Origin of the sequence: Olivibacter sp. XZL3 (genome assembly GCF_004368405.1) — a bacterium.
Lineage (GTDB): Bacteria > Bacteroidota > Bacteroidia > Sphingobacteriales > Sphingobacteriaceae > Olivibacter.
In genome coordinates, this window is the sequence record NZ_SBJH01000039.1 from 1 (window position 1) to 16,284 (window position 16,284).

Annotated in this window: 13 protein-coding genes; all 13 read right to left on the bottom strand. The window is 44.0% G+C overall.

Annotated elements, in window-relative coordinates; all coding sequences use genetic code 11:
- Positions 1–331 precede the first annotated feature (331 nt).
- Positions 332–676, bottom strand: a complete 345-nt coding sequence (gene rplT, locus EPX21_RS08605) for a 50S ribosomal protein L20 (RefSeq protein ID WP_134089261.1) — start codon at positions 674–676, stop codon at positions 332–334.
- A gap of 106 nt (positions 677–782) precedes the next feature.
- Entirely contained in the window at positions 783–983 is a 201-nt protein-coding gene (rpmI, locus tag EPX21_RS08610) for a 50S ribosomal protein L35 (RefSeq protein WP_134089262.1), read from the bottom strand.
- A gap of 84 nt (positions 984–1,067) precedes the next feature.
- Positions 1,068–1,637, bottom strand: a complete 570-nt coding sequence (infC, locus tag EPX21_RS08615) for a translation initiation factor IF-3 (RefSeq protein ID WP_134089263.1) — start codon at positions 1,635–1,637, stop codon at positions 1,068–1,070.
- Positions 1,638–1,651: 14 nt separating this feature from the next.
- Positions 1,652–3,577 (bottom strand): threonine--tRNA ligase, encoded by a 1,926-nt coding sequence (thrS, locus tag EPX21_RS08620; protein ID WP_134089264.1) that lies wholly within the window; start codon positions 3,575–3,577, stop codon positions 1,652–1,654.
- Between the two features lie 206 nt (positions 3,578–3,783).
- Positions 3,784–5,001, bottom strand: coding sequence for a selenocysteine synthase (locus tag EPX21_RS08625; protein ID WP_134089265.1), 1,218 nt, complete (start codon positions 4,999–5,001; stop codon positions 3,784–3,786).
- A gap of 12 nt (positions 5,002–5,013) precedes the next feature.
- Positions 5,014–6,135 (bottom strand): bile acid:sodium symporter family protein, encoded by a 1,122-nt coding sequence (locus EPX21_RS08630; protein WP_134089266.1) that lies wholly within the window; start codon positions 6,133–6,135, stop codon positions 5,014–5,016.
- Between the two features lie 22 nt (positions 6,136–6,157).
- Complete coding sequence (locus tag EPX21_RS08635) at positions 6,158–7,102, bottom strand: RraA family protein (protein WP_134089267.1); 945 nt, start codon at positions 7,100–7,102, stop codon at positions 6,158–6,160.
- Entirely contained in the window at positions 7,095–7,550 is a 456-nt protein-coding gene (locus EPX21_RS08640) for a RidA family protein (RefSeq protein WP_134089268.1), read from the bottom strand. The genes EPX21_RS08635 and EPX21_RS08640 overlap by 8 nt, the downstream gene beginning before the upstream one ends.
- A 32-nt stretch (positions 7,551–7,582) precedes the next feature.
- Positions 7,583–8,842 (bottom strand): amidohydrolase/deacetylase family metallohydrolase, encoded by a 1,260-nt coding sequence (locus EPX21_RS08645; RefSeq protein WP_134089269.1) that lies wholly within the window; start codon positions 8,840–8,842, stop codon positions 7,583–7,585.
- 11 nt (positions 8,843–8,853) lie between these two features.
- A complete protein-coding gene (locus EPX21_RS08650; protein WP_134089270.1) occupies positions 8,854–10,401 on the bottom strand; it encodes a SusD/RagB family nutrient-binding outer membrane lipoprotein in 1,548 nt (515 codons plus the stop codon).
- 19 nt (positions 10,402–10,420) lie between these two features.
- Positions 10,421–13,807, bottom strand: a complete 3,387-nt coding sequence (locus EPX21_RS08655) for a SusC/RagA family TonB-linked outer membrane protein (RefSeq protein WP_134089271.1) — start codon at positions 13,805–13,807, stop codon at positions 10,421–10,423.
- Between the two features lie 177 nt (positions 13,808–13,984).
- Positions 13,985–15,016, bottom strand: a complete 1,032-nt coding sequence (locus EPX21_RS08660) for a FecR family protein (protein WP_134089272.1) — start codon at positions 15,014–15,016, stop codon at positions 13,985–13,987.
- 349 nt (positions 15,017–15,365) lie between these two features.
- Positions 15,366–15,950 carry an RNA polymerase sigma-70 factor gene (locus EPX21_RS08665; RefSeq protein WP_134089273.1) on the bottom strand — a complete coding sequence of 195 codons (585 nt, stop codon included), beginning with the start codon at positions 15,948–15,950 and terminating at the stop codon, positions 15,366–15,368.
- Positions 15,951–16,284: the final 334 nt, after the last annotated feature.

The window sequence follows — 16,284 nt, forward strand, 5'->3', positions numbered from 1 at the left end:
AAACTCCTCTGGAGTTTCCCACATTCCAACATCTTAATCAACAACAATAAAAGTGTCTACTTTTTTTAGGACATGACACAAATTGTCTTGTCCTGATATAGGTGTAGGGAGCCTAATGCCTACATAAGATGTAAGGCTTAAGGGCACTGGCAACGGGCAACTAACAACCGGCAACGAATAACAAACAAGGGCTAAGGCATAAGCATTAGGCTATAAAGGTGTAAGTAAAGCTTTAAGCTGTAGCAATAAGCCCCTCAAGTAGTACAAGCGTTTCAAAACAAAAAAGGAGACCGAAGCCTCCTTTTTACTAATAGATATGATAAATTAATATTTATTTAACTGCATCAATTACTGCTTTAAAAGCATCAGGGTTGTTTAAAGCTAAGTCAGCTAAAACCTTACGATTTAAGCCAATGCTCTTCGCATTTAACTTGCCAATCAACTGAGAATACGAAATTCCATGTTGACGTGCACCTGCGTTGATACGTTGAATCCATAATGCTCTAAACTCTCTTTTCTTGGTTTTACGGTCGCGGTAAGCATATTGCAAACCTTTTTCTACCGTATTCTTTGCAATGGTATACACCTTGCTGCGTGATCCATAATAGCCTTTAGCTAATTTTAGGATCTTTTTTCTTCTTCTTCTAGAAGCTACTGCGTTAACCGAACGTGGCATAATAAATAAATTTAGTTTGGTATAAGGCGCTATGTCTTCTGAAAAGCTCAGTCAATAGTCTTACAACCCAATACCCGGTTAAAAAAATGTTGTTATTAAATGATTGTTATTTACCGATAGCAAGCATACGTTTCACATTCCCTGTATCCGCATCTGATACTAAGCCCGACTGCGTCAAGTTACGTTTACGTTTAGTGCTCATCTTGGTTAAGATGTGGCTCTTGTATGCATGTTTTCTTTTAATTTTACCGGTTCCAGTAAGGCTAAAGCGTTTTTTAGCGCTGGAATTGGTTTTTACTTTTGGCATAATCTTATCTATTATTATCTATCTATTAGTCTCTTTTATCGCTGCCAGGTGCCAAATACCATATAAAGCCCTTCTGCGTAATAATTATTTCGTCTTTGGATTCTTCGGGGCAACAGTAATAAACATCCGTTTCCCTTCTAGTTTAGGTAGCAATTCAACTTTACCGATTTCTTCTAAAGCCTGTGCAAATTTCAACAAAAGAATTTCACCACGATCTTTATACACAATAGCCCTACCCTTAAAATGCACGTAAGCGCGCACCTTTTCCCCTGCTTCTAAGAACTTGATGGCATGCTTAAGCTTAAAGTCGAAATCATGCTCATTGGTATTAGGTCCGAAGCGAATTTCTTTAATGACTGTCTGCTTTGCATTCGCCTTAATTTCCTTCAGCTTCTTCTTTTGCTCGTAAACAAACTTACTATAATCAACAACCTTACATACAGGCGGGTTTGCATTTGGCGAAATCTCAACTAAATCAAGATCTAACTCGTCTGCTATAGCAAGCGCCTGCCTTATTGGATAAACACCTTGCTCCACATTGTCACCGACTAAGCGTACCTCCGTAGCTCTGATATGTTGATTAATTCGATGATCGGGTTCTTTCTTTTTAAAAGGAGGACGCGGCCCCCTCATTCCTGGTTTTCCTAATGCCAAATTTTTTCCTTAATTTAAACTGTTATTTCTTCAATTAATTGCTTACTAAAGGCATCTACAGTCATACTACCAAGATCGCCTTCGCCATGTTTTCGAACAGAAATCGTGCCATTTTCAACCTCTTTTTCGCCTACAATAAGCATGTAAGGGATTTTCTTAACTTCCGCATCGCGTATCTTTCTGCCCACTTTTTCGTCTCGCAAATCAATCAACCCGCGAATATCGGTATTATTTAGCGATTCTAAAAGTTTTTTCGCATATTCTTCGTATTTTTCTGACACTGGGAGGATAATAAACTGTTCCGGTGTTAGCCACAAGGGAAATTCACCAGCGCAGTGCTCAATCAAAACAGCCACAAAACGCTCCATTGATCCGAATGGTGCGCGATGAATCATCACCGGCCTATGTTTCTGATTGTCACTACCTGTATACTCCAGCTCGAAACGTTCAGGTAAGTTATAGTCAACTTGTATCGTGCCCAATTGCCATCTACGGCCAAGGGCATCTTTTACCATAAAATCCAATTTTGGCCCGTAAAAAGCTGCCTCGCCAAGCTCCGTGACGGTGTTGAGTCCTTTCTCCTCAGCGGCTTCCACGATAGCGGCCTCCGCAAGAAGCCAGTTCTCCTCACTTCCGATATATTTGCTCTTGTTTTCCGGATCCCTTAGGGATATCTGTGCAGTATAATCTTCAAAACCTAAGGCCTTAAACACATACAGTACAAGATCGATCACCTTTTTAAATTCTTCCTTTACCTGATCAGGGCGACAGAATAAATGCGCATCATCCTGTGTAAAACCGCGTACACGGGTTAAACCGTGCAATTCACCACTTTGCTCGTAACGGTATACCGTACCAAATTCGGCGAAACGCACCGGTAAATCTTTGTAAGACCGGGGCTTGGTTTTATAGATCTCACAGTGATGAGGGCAATTCATCGGTTTCAACAAAAACTCTTCGCCTTCCTGCGGAGTGAAAATGGGTTGAAAAGAATCCGCGCCGTATTTCTCGTAGTGCCCGGAAGTAACATATAGATTTTTGTGGCCAATATGCGGTGTTATTACAGGCTCGTAGCCTGCCTTTATTTGCGCACGCTGCAAAAAGTCAACTAATTTTTGACGCAGCATCGCTCCTTTTGGCAACCATAATGGCAAGCCCATCCCTACTCTTTCCGAAAAAGCAAATAACTCCAACTCTTTGCCCAACTTCCGGTGATCACGCTTCTTCGCTTCCTCAATCATACGCAGGTAGTCAGACAATTCGCTCGCTTTCGGAAAAGTAACACCATAAATCCGTGTCAGCTGCTTCCTGCTCTCGTCTCCACGCCAATAGGCTCCGGCTACATTGGTTAGCTTAATGGCTTTGATAAATCCTGTATTCGGAATATGTGGCCCGCGACATAAATCCGTAAAATTTCCCTGTGTATAAAAGGTGATGGAGCCGTCCTCCAAATCCTTAATCAAATCAAGCTTGTATTCGTCTCCTTTTTCTGTAAAGTAAGCGGTGGCGTCCGATTTAGATACCTGCTTTCTGATGTAATCGGATTTTGTACGTGCCAATTCCAACATCTTATCTTCGATTTTCTTGAAATCATCAGAAGAAAAAGCGCGATCACCAAAATCCACATCATAATAAAAGCCGGTTTCTATAGCAGGGCCAATCCCAAACTTGGTACCCGGATATAACGCTTCTAACGCTTCTGCCATTAAGTGGGCAGAAGAATGCCAAAATGTCGACTTTCCTTCTTTATCATTCCAGGTTAGAAGCCGCACAGATGCGTCCTTTTCTATGCCTCGCGTAGCGTCCCAGACTTGGCCGTCAACTTCGGCTGCTAAAACATTGCGGGCTAAGCCCTCAGAAATCGATTGTGCAATCTGTAACGATGTGGTTCCTTTTTCGTACTCGCGGATAGACCCGTCGGGAAGTGTTATCTTAATCATTTACAACTATGATTTAATAGTTTCTAATTTTTTGTTTTCGTAATCACCTACAATGTGATCTTTTTGTGACGACAAAGATATAAAAATTAAAAAGGAACAAGCCAAAATCGCTTATTCATTCCATCAAAAAAGTCCGACATAGGTCATGCCGGACTTCCAACCAAATCATCCTGTTACTTACGCGCTTTAAGCAAGTCTTCTTTCAGCTAAACCGCAGCCGAAAGTTCTTCCCGTAGCCTTTTAGCAACTACTTTTTCCTGTCCCGGTTTTAGCATCCAGGCGGTGACTGTCACCGATGTCTCTTCACTTCCACCCACCTCAATAGAGGGGCTGCCATCTCTTAAACGCTGTTGCAGTTCCTTTCCTGATATCTTGACTTTATCGGGGTTCCAGGTGATATGCAAAGTGGGTGTTACATTTCCCAACTCGGGCACTTTTACCTCAGTGGAAACCCCATCAATGCTCTTTGCAGCCATTGCCATTATGTCAACCTGCCTTTGCTGTGTTTCCCACTCTCGCTCATGATCGAGGTTTATGAACTTTTCTAAAGCAACGTACATACCCAGTATTTCTTCTTTATTTACCTTCATTCCCCTGCCGATATTAAATCCCCGCGGCGGCATATGCAATCTAGCGGCCTGTACAAACGCTTTTCTTCCCATTAATAAGCCCGCACTTTGTGGCCCCCTCATCGCTTTTCCGCCGGATACACAGACTAAATCGAATCCCATATCGTGAAATTTCCACAAGTTAGAAACGGGGGGTACGTCGGCCGCGATGTCTATCATGGTTGGAATTTGATGCTTTTTGCCGATCGCAACCCATTCCTCGTGGCTAATCTGACCGCGATCAGCCTGCACATTCAAAAAGAATAGCATCGCTGTTCGCTCACTGATAGCCTTTTCGAGCTCCTCGCTCGTCTCTATCATTACAATTTTACAACCCGTGTTCTTAAGTGCATGCGTATAAACAATGTCGTGCCCTTTCTGACAAATCACTTCCGATTTCATGTTTGTGCCTGCTAAATGAGGCAGCTGTGTCGCTTTTTCTTCATCAAGACCGGTTAAGATGCCGGCAAGACCTAAGGTCATGGCCGAAAAGCATCCGGCAGTAACAACCGCTGATTCTGCACGGACAAGGCCTGCGATTTTTTCACCTACCTTGTCTTGTAACTCGTCCAACATACAAAAATCTGCTGCACTATAATTAATAGCATCCAGCACTTCTGGTCGCATAAGTGACCCGGTCATAGCCGTATAAGTACCGGCGGCATTAATAAAAGTACGAACCCCTAATTCCTTAAAGAGTTCACGACTTACGGGCTGCTTTTCCGTAGACAACAACGGGTTAGCATGAACGTAGGAAGTAATTAATCCACCTGCGGGCAGTATGGACAAATATTTTAACAATTCTCTTCTTCTCATAATGTTTCTTTTTTAATTTTTTGCCTCAGCAAGCGTCTCCAGGTCAGCATCTGATATAGGTAAGGGCTTATGTTGCCAATAGGAAGCTAACAGCGAACCCGTGACGTTCATTAAAGGACCGAAAATGGCCGGAGCCAGTCCTACGGTGGCTAACTTTCCCATCTCTTTGGCGATACCAGAAGCCAGTCCGCCGTTTTGCATACCCACTTCGATTGCCATCGTCCGGCAATCGCGTTCGGACATCCGGAACAGCCGGCCGCAACCATAGCCCAAGAAATAGCCGGTGAGGTTGTGTATCAATACCAGCAGGATCAATTGCGGACCAATATGTAGTAAACTGTCTCTACCGGCAGCTGTGATGATCGCAATGATAATCGCTATACCCGCCATGGATATTTTTGGCATCAGGTCGTCCAACCACTTTATTTTGCCATGAAAGAGCTTGTTAAACAATACCCCTGCCCCTATCGGCAGAATAACCATCTTGAGAATATCCCACATCATATCGAGCAAATGGATTTCTACGAAGGCCCCCGCCAACAGCTTCATCAACATAGGCGTTACCAATGGCGACAGCAGTGTCGATACTGCTGTAATGGTAATGGATAAAGGCAAGTTCGCTTTTGCCATATAGGACATCACATTCGAAGCCATGCCGTTCGGAGAGCAGCCAATCAAGATGATACCGGCAGCTATCTCCGGAGAAAATCCGCTTGCGTTGGCTAATAAAAATCCCACAAACGGCATAATTAGAAAGTGACTCACAACACCGATAAACACGCCCTTCGGATGTTTAATAACACCTACAAAGTCTTGTAAACTCATAGACGTTCCCATACCGAACATAATCAGTTGAATTAACGGCGTAATGAGCTCGGCTAGCGGAAAACCGTTAATCTTTACAAAATATTGGGGATAGAATAGCGCGACGGCTACCATCGCAAAAATCATCACCGAATAGGCATACCCTTGCAGTACCTTCCTTGTCCGAAAGCATATTGAGGTGCTTAGCAAGAAGAAAACAAGGCTGGGTGCGAATAGCCGCTGATCCCCTGTCCAATATCCCCATATAGTTAATAGGGCACTGACTATGGCTATCGTTAAGGCAACAATATAAATTGATGAGCGCTTCATAAGCTTATTTAGTTCTTAATCATTACCAAGTTCTCTTTTCCATGAGCCGATCCAACTGCTTCTTCGTCAGCCTAACCTTGCTTTCTTGTCCTTTTAACCAATCGAGAAAATCGAGTTTAATGGCGTCATCCCATTGATTGTCGATCTGTCCCACACTATATTTTCCTTCCTGGATCCGCTCCTTGCCAAAGGCATCACGCAGCTGAATAAATTCGGCTGTGACAATCACTTCTTCCGCTAGATGAGCGGGTATAAACAGGACGCCTTCTTTGTTGCATAGGACTAAATCGCCTGGCAAGACGATAGCTTTCCCAATACGGATGGGTGTATTAAGTCCCGTTAACATCGACTCCTCCAGAAAAGAAGGATGAAAGTCTCGTACAAAGGCATTAAATCCCTCTATTTCGGCTAAACCATCAAAATCTCTTACGGAGGCGTCAAAAACGACGCCCTTACCCGTGCGATTAAAGATGCTGGTAGCCAAGGTCTGACCAATCAACGTCCCACCGGCCACTTTACCAAAACCGTCGGCAACATACACATCTCCTTCCTGCAGCAGTTCTATCGGCCAGGCATTGGTGTTTCCGTGAAAACCTCGTTCGTGCCCCTGCTTTAGTATAGCATCTTCAACATCGGGCCTTCTAGGCATGTACATCGCTGTTACTGCGCGTCCCACAAATGCTTTATTGTCATGAACCGTCTTCCATCCATCCTCGAACTGGTTGTAATACCCGGCATTCCTTAAAATTGTCCAAGCGTCATCGAAACCGATATGCTGGGCGCGTATAAGGAGTGAATCGGAAATATGCGGCCTTCCGTCTTCAAAGCGCTCGCCTTTCCATGCGGATGTCAGGAATATCAATTCCTCTTTTGACAATTGTTGACTCCAGCCACTATGCGCCAAGAGGAGTAGCGTGCCAAGTACAAACAGGCGCAAGTTCAGGTACTGCTCACTCACTTTAAACATAGGCTATACAGTCCATTTCCACCAATGAATTGCCCGGTACGCCCCCATAAGTTGCCACCGTAGTGCGAACAGGCGGCTTGCTGCCAAAACGCCCTTGATATACTTCATTCATTGCCTTGTAATCGGCTAAATCCGCCAAATAGACATTTACTTTCAACACTTTTTCCATAGAGGATCCTGCCTTTTTTAATTCCGCTTCGAGCTCCTTCAACACATGATCTGCATGCGCCTTGACATCGCCTTCGAAATGGGCTCCTTTACCGGCAACGAACACCAGTCCATTATATTTGGTTGATCCCGAAAATAGCGGGACGTCATCCTGTTTTGTTATGTTGAACGCTTCCTTTCCGGCTGATGTCGTCTCGGCTTGTGCAATGGCGTTCACGCCTAATACACCGACTACGGAGGCAAATAGCCTTTTAATCACTGATCTTCTTTCTGTTTTCATAATGAATAAATTTGATTGTTATAGGATTCTTGTTAATGTTCCTTTCGCTTATTGGCAACAACGATCGGTTCGGCAATACCATTTAAGTCGTAAACGATTTCGCCTGCCCGCACGGTCATTTCACACGCTAGCTTTTGTTTTCCGTTGATTTTGTAGCCGGTATAATCGAAGTACCCAAAATTGCCTTCCTGCAGAGCAAGGATCGCAATATCAGCCTCCGCGCCAACGCTTAAATGGCCTAATTCTGGTCTTTTTATTATTTGAGCGGGTTGCCAGGTACTGGCTGCTATTACTTGCTGTAGACTCATGCCCATCACCAAACATTTGGACGCGACGTTCAACATGTCTTTCATCGCGTTGTTGACGCTCCCCATGTGGATGTCCGTACTAATTGCGTCTGGATAGAAACCTTCTTTAATGGCCGGAACGGCTTGGCTAAAAGAAAAGCTGATTCCACCATAACCGACATCGAAATAACGCCCTTGCTTTCGGGCCTCCCGGGCGAAGGCCTTCACCTTTTTTTGGTTCGGATCGACAATGGATTCCCTGCCATTAATCTGCGCAAAACAATGTGTTAGAATATCCCCCTTCCGCAAATGGTTTAGCAGTAATTCTGACAAAGGCAAGGGCGGCGTACTGCCACCGAAATCGACCATAACGGGTAAATCTCCTGCCAGCTTCCCTGCCTCAACGGCATGATCAACAACCGTCCAATCCGGCCCTTCAAAATGTGCAACTTTGAAACCTACGATATATGGACGGAATTGCTTGGCCACCAAAGCTGCCATCTTCGGATCTGTATCCTTTAAATCCTGCTCATATGCCCCTCCTCGCATCCCTTCGCCAATGATGTTTAAAAAGGCTAGCACTCTGGTTTTGGAATGATCTATAGTTTGATCTTTATAGAGTTGAAAATTTCGCCATCCCGGACTCCCCGCATCAACAACCGTTGTCACGCCGTTTCGAAAGGTAAAACCATCCGGCGGAATAGCGGTGAAGCTGTTTCTTAAATAACTATGTGGTTCGGTGCCGAAAAAATGATGGGCATGGATATCGATAAGCCCCGGCGTTACGTATAAATTGCTGGCATCGACTATCTGAGTGGCCTTGGCATCGATCTGCTTGGCTATTTTCACAATTTTACCCTCGGCAATGGCAATATCCATTATCGCGTCAATTCCGTTTTTTGGATCAATCACATGTCCGCCTTTAATCAATATGGCGTATTCCTGTGCAAAAAGCAACGAATGGAACAGACCGAAGACTATAAAAAGAACTATTTTCTTATACATAATATATCAATTTAATTGGCCGGATCCCACCACACACGGCTCGTCAGCGCATTCGTTCCCCCTTGCCTTTGTTTCGCTTCATTGAAATTGTCTCGATTATAACTTTCTTCAGATAAGGGCACGACAAAACGTCGTGGAATGGTCCCCCCGGTTAAGTTTCCCGGATAGTTGGTTGGCGTAAGACTTGGATAGCCGGTCCGGCGCCAATTCGCAAAAATTTCATACTCATCTTGCAGGAACAAAGACACCCATAACTGGGTATAAATCTGCGCAAGTTGCTCTTCAAAAGCACCTTGGCTGTTAAATGGGTGACGCGACAAGTAAAAGTTAATCCGGGCTTCACTGATTTCCCCCGATTGTCCGAACAGACTCCATTGATGCATGGCCGCGCGTACCGCTGCTTCATAGGTTTGAGCGGGGTTGGCGTCATACCATCCACGAAGTGCCGCCTCGGTAAGGAGCAAATTGATTTCGGCATTCGTCATAACAATATGTGGGGCGTCAAAACGTAAGATGGTATTGGGATTGGGCTCGGAATACGTCGCAAAATCTGCCGGGAAGGAGTTGAAAGCTGCGTTTGGCATTCCTTTTTGAATGGCCGAACTGGTGTCGGCCACATAGGTTCCCGTGGCGTTCCGCACCCAAACGACCGCAATGGCATTTAATCGCGGATCCTCCGTGTTTTTCAAGTGATCGATAAATGTCTTCGCCAACTTACCCCCTTCGATATTATCCACGGCCTGTGGATTGAGGTAGTCGGTGTTCAGTAACCCTGTTGCAATGAAATTCCGCTGTGCTATCTGCGATCCGTCTACGTACTGGATGCGTGCAAGATCGTTGTCATTAACAATCACCCCGCCGGCAATCGCTTTTTTTACCCAGGTTTCGGCAAGGGCTACATCTACCTTGGTCAAACGCATGCCGAGGCGCAACATGAGCGAATAAGCAAACTGCTTCCATTTTGTTGTATTTCCGCCGTAAATTAAATCCCCATTGCCGAAGGTAGGAAGATCGGGGTCTAGCGCGTTTGCCGACTCCTCCAGTTCGTTCAATAAGTCACTGTAAATGCTGGATTGTGTATCGTATTTAGGCGTATAGTTCTGGTCGCTAGCGCCAAAGCCCGCTTCTGTATACGGAATATCACCATATAAATCTGTTAGACGGTGAAAAATTAAAACTTTCCATATACGGGCTATGGAGAGCTTATTAACGTCCTCGGGATTCGCACTCACTGCGTCGATTACTTTTTTTATCTCGATGACCGCCGTAGAATAAGCTTCCCAGCTGTTGTACGAATAGGTTTCATTAAAGTACTTATCGCCGGCTGCCGGCACCTCTTTGTAGGTAGCGGTCTGTTGCATTGACCCGCCAATAGTTAAATAAGCAGCCCCCACGTAATTAAAACTGACACCATCCAAAAGCGCTTTGGTAAACATGTATTCCGGTACCACCGTGGTTGACGCGTTGGGATTAACGTTCATCTCTTCAAAGCCTTTATCACAGGCTGAGAGAAAGCAGCACAACGAAACTGCTAGCATATAGGGAAAAAGCTTTTTCATATTCTTTTTGTCTGCGTGATTAAAATTTAACGATTAGATTCACACCGAAGCTTCTGGTTCTCGGAACACCGAAGGCTTCCAGTCCTTGCGCGTTGCTATTTGTATAGCTCGACTCGGGATCGAAATACTTATTACGCTTGTCTTGGTATAACGTCAGCAAATTCCGTCCTACGAAGGAGATCGTGGCACTCTGTAATTTGGCCCAACGAAACCTCTCTATCGGTAAATTATAAGAAAGTATGATTTGTCTCAACTTAACAAAATCATTATCGAACATAAACATGGATGTATAGAACTTGTCGTTATCATAGTAAGTGTCGATATCCTCTGGAGCCCAGGTCTTGCTAAACGGATTACCTTCCGGATCCACCCCATTGACCGTCAAGCCGGTTTCGCGTCCAGGTAGTGTCTCTACCGGCAAACCAAAACGGTAAGCGTACTGATACATGTTGGAATACATCATGCCCCCAAACTTCCCATCAATCAGCACGTTCAGTGAAAAGTCTTTATAACGAAACGTATTGTTTAAACCCATAATGAGCGGTGGGACGCCCTGCCCGATTTCTTCTAGTGGCCCTCTCACGGCATATCCGCTTTCTGGATTATAAACCACCTGACCATTTTCATCGGTCAATTTTCGATATCCCCATAAAGCGCCGTAAGGTCTACCTACCACATTACGTATACTTCCTCCTCCAACGCCGTCGCCAACCACAATGGCATCTAAACCGTCGGCTAACTGCTGGATCTCACTTTTATTGTAGGATACGTTATAAGTAACGTCCCAGTTAAACTTTTCCTTTTTGATCGGCGCACCGCTTAAGAGCACTTCAACCCCGCGATTGTTTAATTCGCCCACATTTAATAAAGCACGGTTATAACCCGAGGCCTGGGAGATATTCGACTCAACGATGTCGTCGGTCGTTTTCCGATTGTAAAAGGTCAGATCAGCCCCAAGGCGACCTTCAAAAAACTGCGCATCAACACCAAATTCGTACGTAGTGGAAGTAAGAGGTCTTAGTCCCGGATTATTCACTAAATCGGACGTCAGTTCCTGAACAGGCCTTCCATTGTGTCCTCCCTGTACCATGGAATAAGTTTCGTTTAAGATATACGCGGTTGGCGTGGCCCCACCTACTTGAGCCCAGGAACCCCGTAATTTCAGACCGCTAACTGCCTTTGGCATACTAAAAGCTTCCGACACCACAAAGGTTCCGCCAACGGAAGGATAAAAAATACTGTTGTTTTGTTTACTTAAGGTCGAAAACCAGTCCTGCCGACCGGTGAAGGTTAAATATGCCAAACCTTTATAACCGACATCTGCCGAACCGAAGATCGAGTTAATACCTGTTTTTTGGTATAAAGGCGTAGTCGTTAGAATATTCAGATTGGTATAGCTATAGAAGTTCGGCACCCTAAACTCACTTCCCTCAATCGTGGTTAAATCGTATTCGTTACGTTGAATATTTCCTCCACCCATGGCCGACAAACTGAAGTCGTTAAAGGACGTATTATAATTCAATGTAAGCATGTAATTCGTTTCGGATGAAGTGGCTTTCAGATTTTGGTAAGCTCCTAAGGGCCTAAAGGCTGTTCCGGTCGGCTGTATCGCTTCGAACTCAGAATTGTAATAGTCCCGACTTGCACTTCCTTTTATAAAAAGATTATCGAGAATATCGTACTGCAGACTTCCTTGCATAATATACCGGTTCTTTTTATCGTGATTCTGGTAACGGTTTACGACAAACCACGAGTTTGGTGCCTCCGCAACTGGATTCCATCGTACTTCATTGCCTTCTTCGTCATAGCCCGGTGACAACGACATGATATCTACCGTATTGGCCAACATATAGACCGCCCATGCCGGATTGTCGTTTGCATAGCCTACTTTAGGGCGATTTTTACCCTCATCGTAGTTGTACTGTGAAACCGCTTCCAAATGAAGCTTTTTCCCGATATTGGCGTTTACCGACAAATTGGTGGTTAAACGTTTATAGGTTGAATTCGGCACAATAGCTTGAGCATCGGTATTGGAGACACTTGCCCTGTATTGCAGGTCTTCATTTCCTCCATACAAGGCCAGGGAATTTATATAGGTTTGTCCGGTTTCGTAAAACTGCTGCGGATTGTTTTTAGCCGGCGCATAGGGTCTTTCTACGCCATCGAATTGCACATACGGTTGACCATCCATTCTCGCCCCGTAGGATAAACGGCCCGTTGCAATGGCCTCATCCTGGGTAGTGGGCTTGCGTCCGTCAACGCCTTGTCCGTACTCGTATTGCCATTCGGGGTACATGGAAGGGCGCTCAAAGGTCGAAGTGCTGTTAAATTCAATGCCCAAACCCTTTTTAGCAACGCCCTTCTTTGTCGTGATCAGGATTACGCCGTTTGCGGCCCTCGACCCATATAAGGCAGATGCAGGTCCGCCCTTCAGCACACTGATACTCTCAATATCGTCTGGGTTAATGCCGGCAATTCCATCACCGCGATCTATATTCCATCCCATGCCCGCAGAAGTAGTACTGCCCCCCGGGGTTGAATTATCCATGGGCATCCCGTTGATGACATACAAAGGCTGATTATTTCCGCTTAGCGAACCATTACCACGGATGATCACACGACTCGATCCACCTGGACCGGTAGCCATCCCCGACACATCTACGCCGGCCACTTTACCCACTAAAGCATTAGCGACATTGACTTCTTTCGCTTGGGTTAACTGATCACCGCCGACTTCCGCCACTGAATAGGCCAAGGCCTTCTTTTCCCGGGATATGCCAAGGGCGGTAACGACCACTTCGCTCAACGCCTGATTATCTTCCACCAACTGCACATTGACAACAGTACGACCACCAATCGCCACCGCTTGCGGTGTGTATCCCATATAACTAAATTCCAATTCACCTGATCCCGCTACTTTTAAAATATAAGTCCCGTCTGCGCCGGTTACCGTTCCTTTAGTACTGCCTTTCAAGCGTACACTTACGCCAGGAATTCCTTGCCCCTGCGCATCTGTCACCATCCCCTTCACTTCAATTTCCTGTGCCGAAGCTGCCACTTTTTTGCCTAAGACAATGCGGTTCTCAATAACGCTATACTGAATGTTTTTCGAAGCAAGAAGCTGATCCAACACCTTTTGCAAGGACTCTTGCTTCGCCTCAATCGACACTCTTTGCGTTAAGTCGATAACTTGTTTACTGTAAATAAATTTAATGGACGCTTTTTCTTCAATAAGCTTCAAAGCTTGCAGTAACTCTGCCCCTTTCAAATTAAGGTTGATACGCTTTGAGAGATCCAGCGTAGTTTCCGGTTGCTTTGCAAACACAGCCGCTGGGAGCAAAAGCATAACGATTAAACCGAGTACACGGCACCTAATCCTCATGGATTTTTTTTGGTTGATTCTCATGTAAATGCTGTTTGATGGTTAAAATATGGACAAATAGTGCCCTATATAGTTACGTAAATCGATATTTTAGTAATTTAAAATATCGTAACTATCTTATTTAAAACTTACCGTTAATTATTAGTTAATAAAAATGAGTCAGGTCTTCATATAAACGATGTTATTAATGCGATGATGAGGTTACTTATTTTTGATCAACCTAATGCGATCTCCGGAAATCTCATATTGTAGGTTGAGTGATTGACTGATTATTTCCATGACAGAAATTAAATTGAGCTGATTAAAATCAGCGGTCAGGGTATAGCTTTCCAGCCTTTTATCCTGAAAATCGATTTGTACATTGAATGTACTATCCAATAAACTGGCGATGTTTTTAAGCGGCGTGTCTTCAAATGACATACTTCTTTTTTTCCACATTTTTACGGACGAACGCGGTGTTTCTTTGGTTTTAATCAGCTGTGCTTCGCGTTTATCAAACCGCACTTTTTGATCGGCTTCCAGCAACACTTCCTGGCTATCATCAGCTTGTCCGCTGCTACCCTTGTTGCCATCAATACGGCTGACAGCCACCATACCTGTAACTACGGACACCTCTTCTTCCGTTTTTAGGCCAGTCCTTATTCGGAAGCTTGTACCCAAAACCTTTGTTCGAAGCGCGCCACTATTGATCAGGAACGGCCGATTCGGATCTTTGGCTACCTCAAAAAACACATCGCCCTGCATGCTTACTTCTCTTACCTTAGCCTGAAAGGTACCAGCATATTGAACAGACGATCGGGGGGCCAACCAAACTACACTGCCGTCCGGTAATTGATGCTTTAAAACGGTTTTGTTTTCATTCGCTACCAATACCAACTGATCGGTTCGAAATAGGCTGTCCAAGGATCCTCTTAGCAGCAACCAGGCAAAAGCAACGAATACAATCGCAGCAGCCGCTCCGGCCCAAGCCCTAAAACGGAAGCCTTTGCTGTCCGCCTGCTCCGGCAAACCGGTTTCAGGGCCGACATTCCCTGTTGTCATCCCACTTCTTTTCCTTATATTGTAGAACATGCGCGCTTTCAAAAGCCTGTTTTCCCTTATTTGGTCAAATTCCTCTGCAGATAGAGAATCGCCCATCTTTTCGTACCACACTTCCACTAGTCTCTCTTCCTCTGGGCTGCAACTCTTCTCCAGGTATTTTTTTATTAAGGCTTCGGAAATCTCACGCTTCATTTTATAGTATATCTTTATTTTATAACAGCTTCCAATGATATAGTCGGCTAAAAACCCTTTACCCCCTACGTCGTTGTAAAAAAATATTCTTTTTTTTTAAAAATAAGCCAAAATGATTAAGATCTTAGTATTAAAGGATGGGTTTTTATAGTTTTATCGTTAATGCGTGTACTTTTTGGCTTGATCCAAAAAGATACAAGAAAAATCTTTGCAGTACTCAAGCGGATTGAAGAAGTGAAACGGCTCCAATACGCGCCAGTGATGCTTCGCAATCAGGTGCAAGGTAGCATCCCAGCCTTGATTGTTTGGTTCTTTATGATCAAGCATAAAGAACAACAAAAAATCTATCCTAACACAAATAATACAGCAGTAAAAGCTGAAAAGAATAAAGCTTCATTGCTACCTTTAGCCTGCTTAATGCTTTTGTTAATTGATTTTCTACGGTTTTTTCAGAGATTCCGAGCAAATCGGCTATTTCTTTATTAGACTTAAATTCCTTTCTGCTCAACTCATAAATATACCGGCAGCGGTCGGGCAAAAGACGAACATGACTCTCAATCTGATGCTGTAATTCATTAAACGCAATTTTCGTTTCCGTTGAATTGTCGTAGTCTTTAAAATGGCCTTTATAAAACTCTTTATAGTTCTTCCTAACGATCTCTTTTTGTACCGAACTTATTACCAAATACCTGACGGATGTAAAAAGATAAGCCGCAACCGAACTATGAATACGTATTCTTTTGCGGTTTAGCCATATACTGGTGAATAGATCTTGTACAATTTCTTCGGCTACCTCTGCCTTTTTTAGCCGCCTCAGCGCTTCGGCATATAATTTATACCAATAACGATTATACAGCTCTTCAAACGACAATTCGCTTCCCTGTACACACGCTTCGAAAAGCTCTTCATCAGAAAACTTCCTTAAATCTTTCATAATCAAGCTTTAACCATAAAATTCCGCCACGTTACAATACTTCCATTATGAAGTCAATGATATTGCTTACATTTTTTATTAATAAACACAAAGGTCCCGCAACGCTTATATATATGATAAATAATTGGTCAGCGTATTATATATTCTTTGGAAGACTATAAAACGAATGTAACAAACTTAGATAAATTGCCTATTAAATGCAAATTACTTCTATAGATAAGTAGGGATTAAGGTATAGGATATGAGGTGTGAGTGTCTTGTGTCTTGTCCTGATATAGGTTGACAGTTTATTATTTACAAACTGACAAGCATGATGGCGAAATTACAGAGAATG

Coding starts and splice junctions, on each gene's coding strand:
- rplT (WP_134089261.1), bottom strand. CDS start 676: ATGCCACGTTCGGTTAACGCAGTAGCTTCTAGAAGAAGAAGAAAAAAG.
- rpmI (WP_134089262.1), bottom strand. CDS start 983: ATGCCAAAAGTAAAAACCAATTCCAGCGCTAAAAAACGCTTTAGCCTT.
- thrS (WP_134089264.1), bottom strand. CDS start 3,577: ATGATTAAGATAACACTTCCCGACGGGTCTATCCGCGAGTACGAAAAA.
- EPX21_RS08625 (WP_134089265.1), bottom strand. CDS start 5,001: ATGAGAAGAAGAGAATTGTTAAAATATTTGTCCATACTGCCCGCAGGT.
- EPX21_RS08630 (WP_134089266.1), bottom strand. CDS start 6,135: ATGAAGCGCTCATCAATTTATATTGTTGCCTTAACGATAGCCATAGTC.
- EPX21_RS08635 (WP_134089267.1), bottom strand. CDS start 7,102: ATGTTTAAAGTGAGTGAGCAGTACCTGAACTTGCGCCTGTTTGTACTT.
- EPX21_RS08640 (WP_134089268.1), bottom strand. CDS start 7,550: ATGAAAACAGAAAGAAGATCAGTGATTAAAAGGCTATTTGCCTCCGTA.
- EPX21_RS08645 (WP_134089269.1), bottom strand. CDS start 8,842: ATGTATAAGAAAATAGTTCTTTTTATAGTCTTCGGTCTGTTCCATTCG.
- EPX21_RS08650 (WP_134089270.1), bottom strand. CDS start 10,401: ATGAAAAAGCTTTTTCCCTATATGCTAGCAGTTTCGTTGTGCTGCTTT.
- EPX21_RS08655 (WP_134089271.1), bottom strand. CDS start 13,807: ATGAGAATCAACCAAAAAAAATCCATGAGGATTAGGTGCCGTGTACTC.
- EPX21_RS08660 (WP_134089272.1), bottom strand. CDS start 15,016: ATGAAGCGTGAGATTTCCGAAGCCTTAATAAAAAAATACCTGGAGAAG.
- EPX21_RS08665 (WP_134089273.1), bottom strand. CDS start 15,950: ATGAAAGATTTAAGGAAGTTTTCTGATGAAGAGCTTTTCGAAGCGTGT.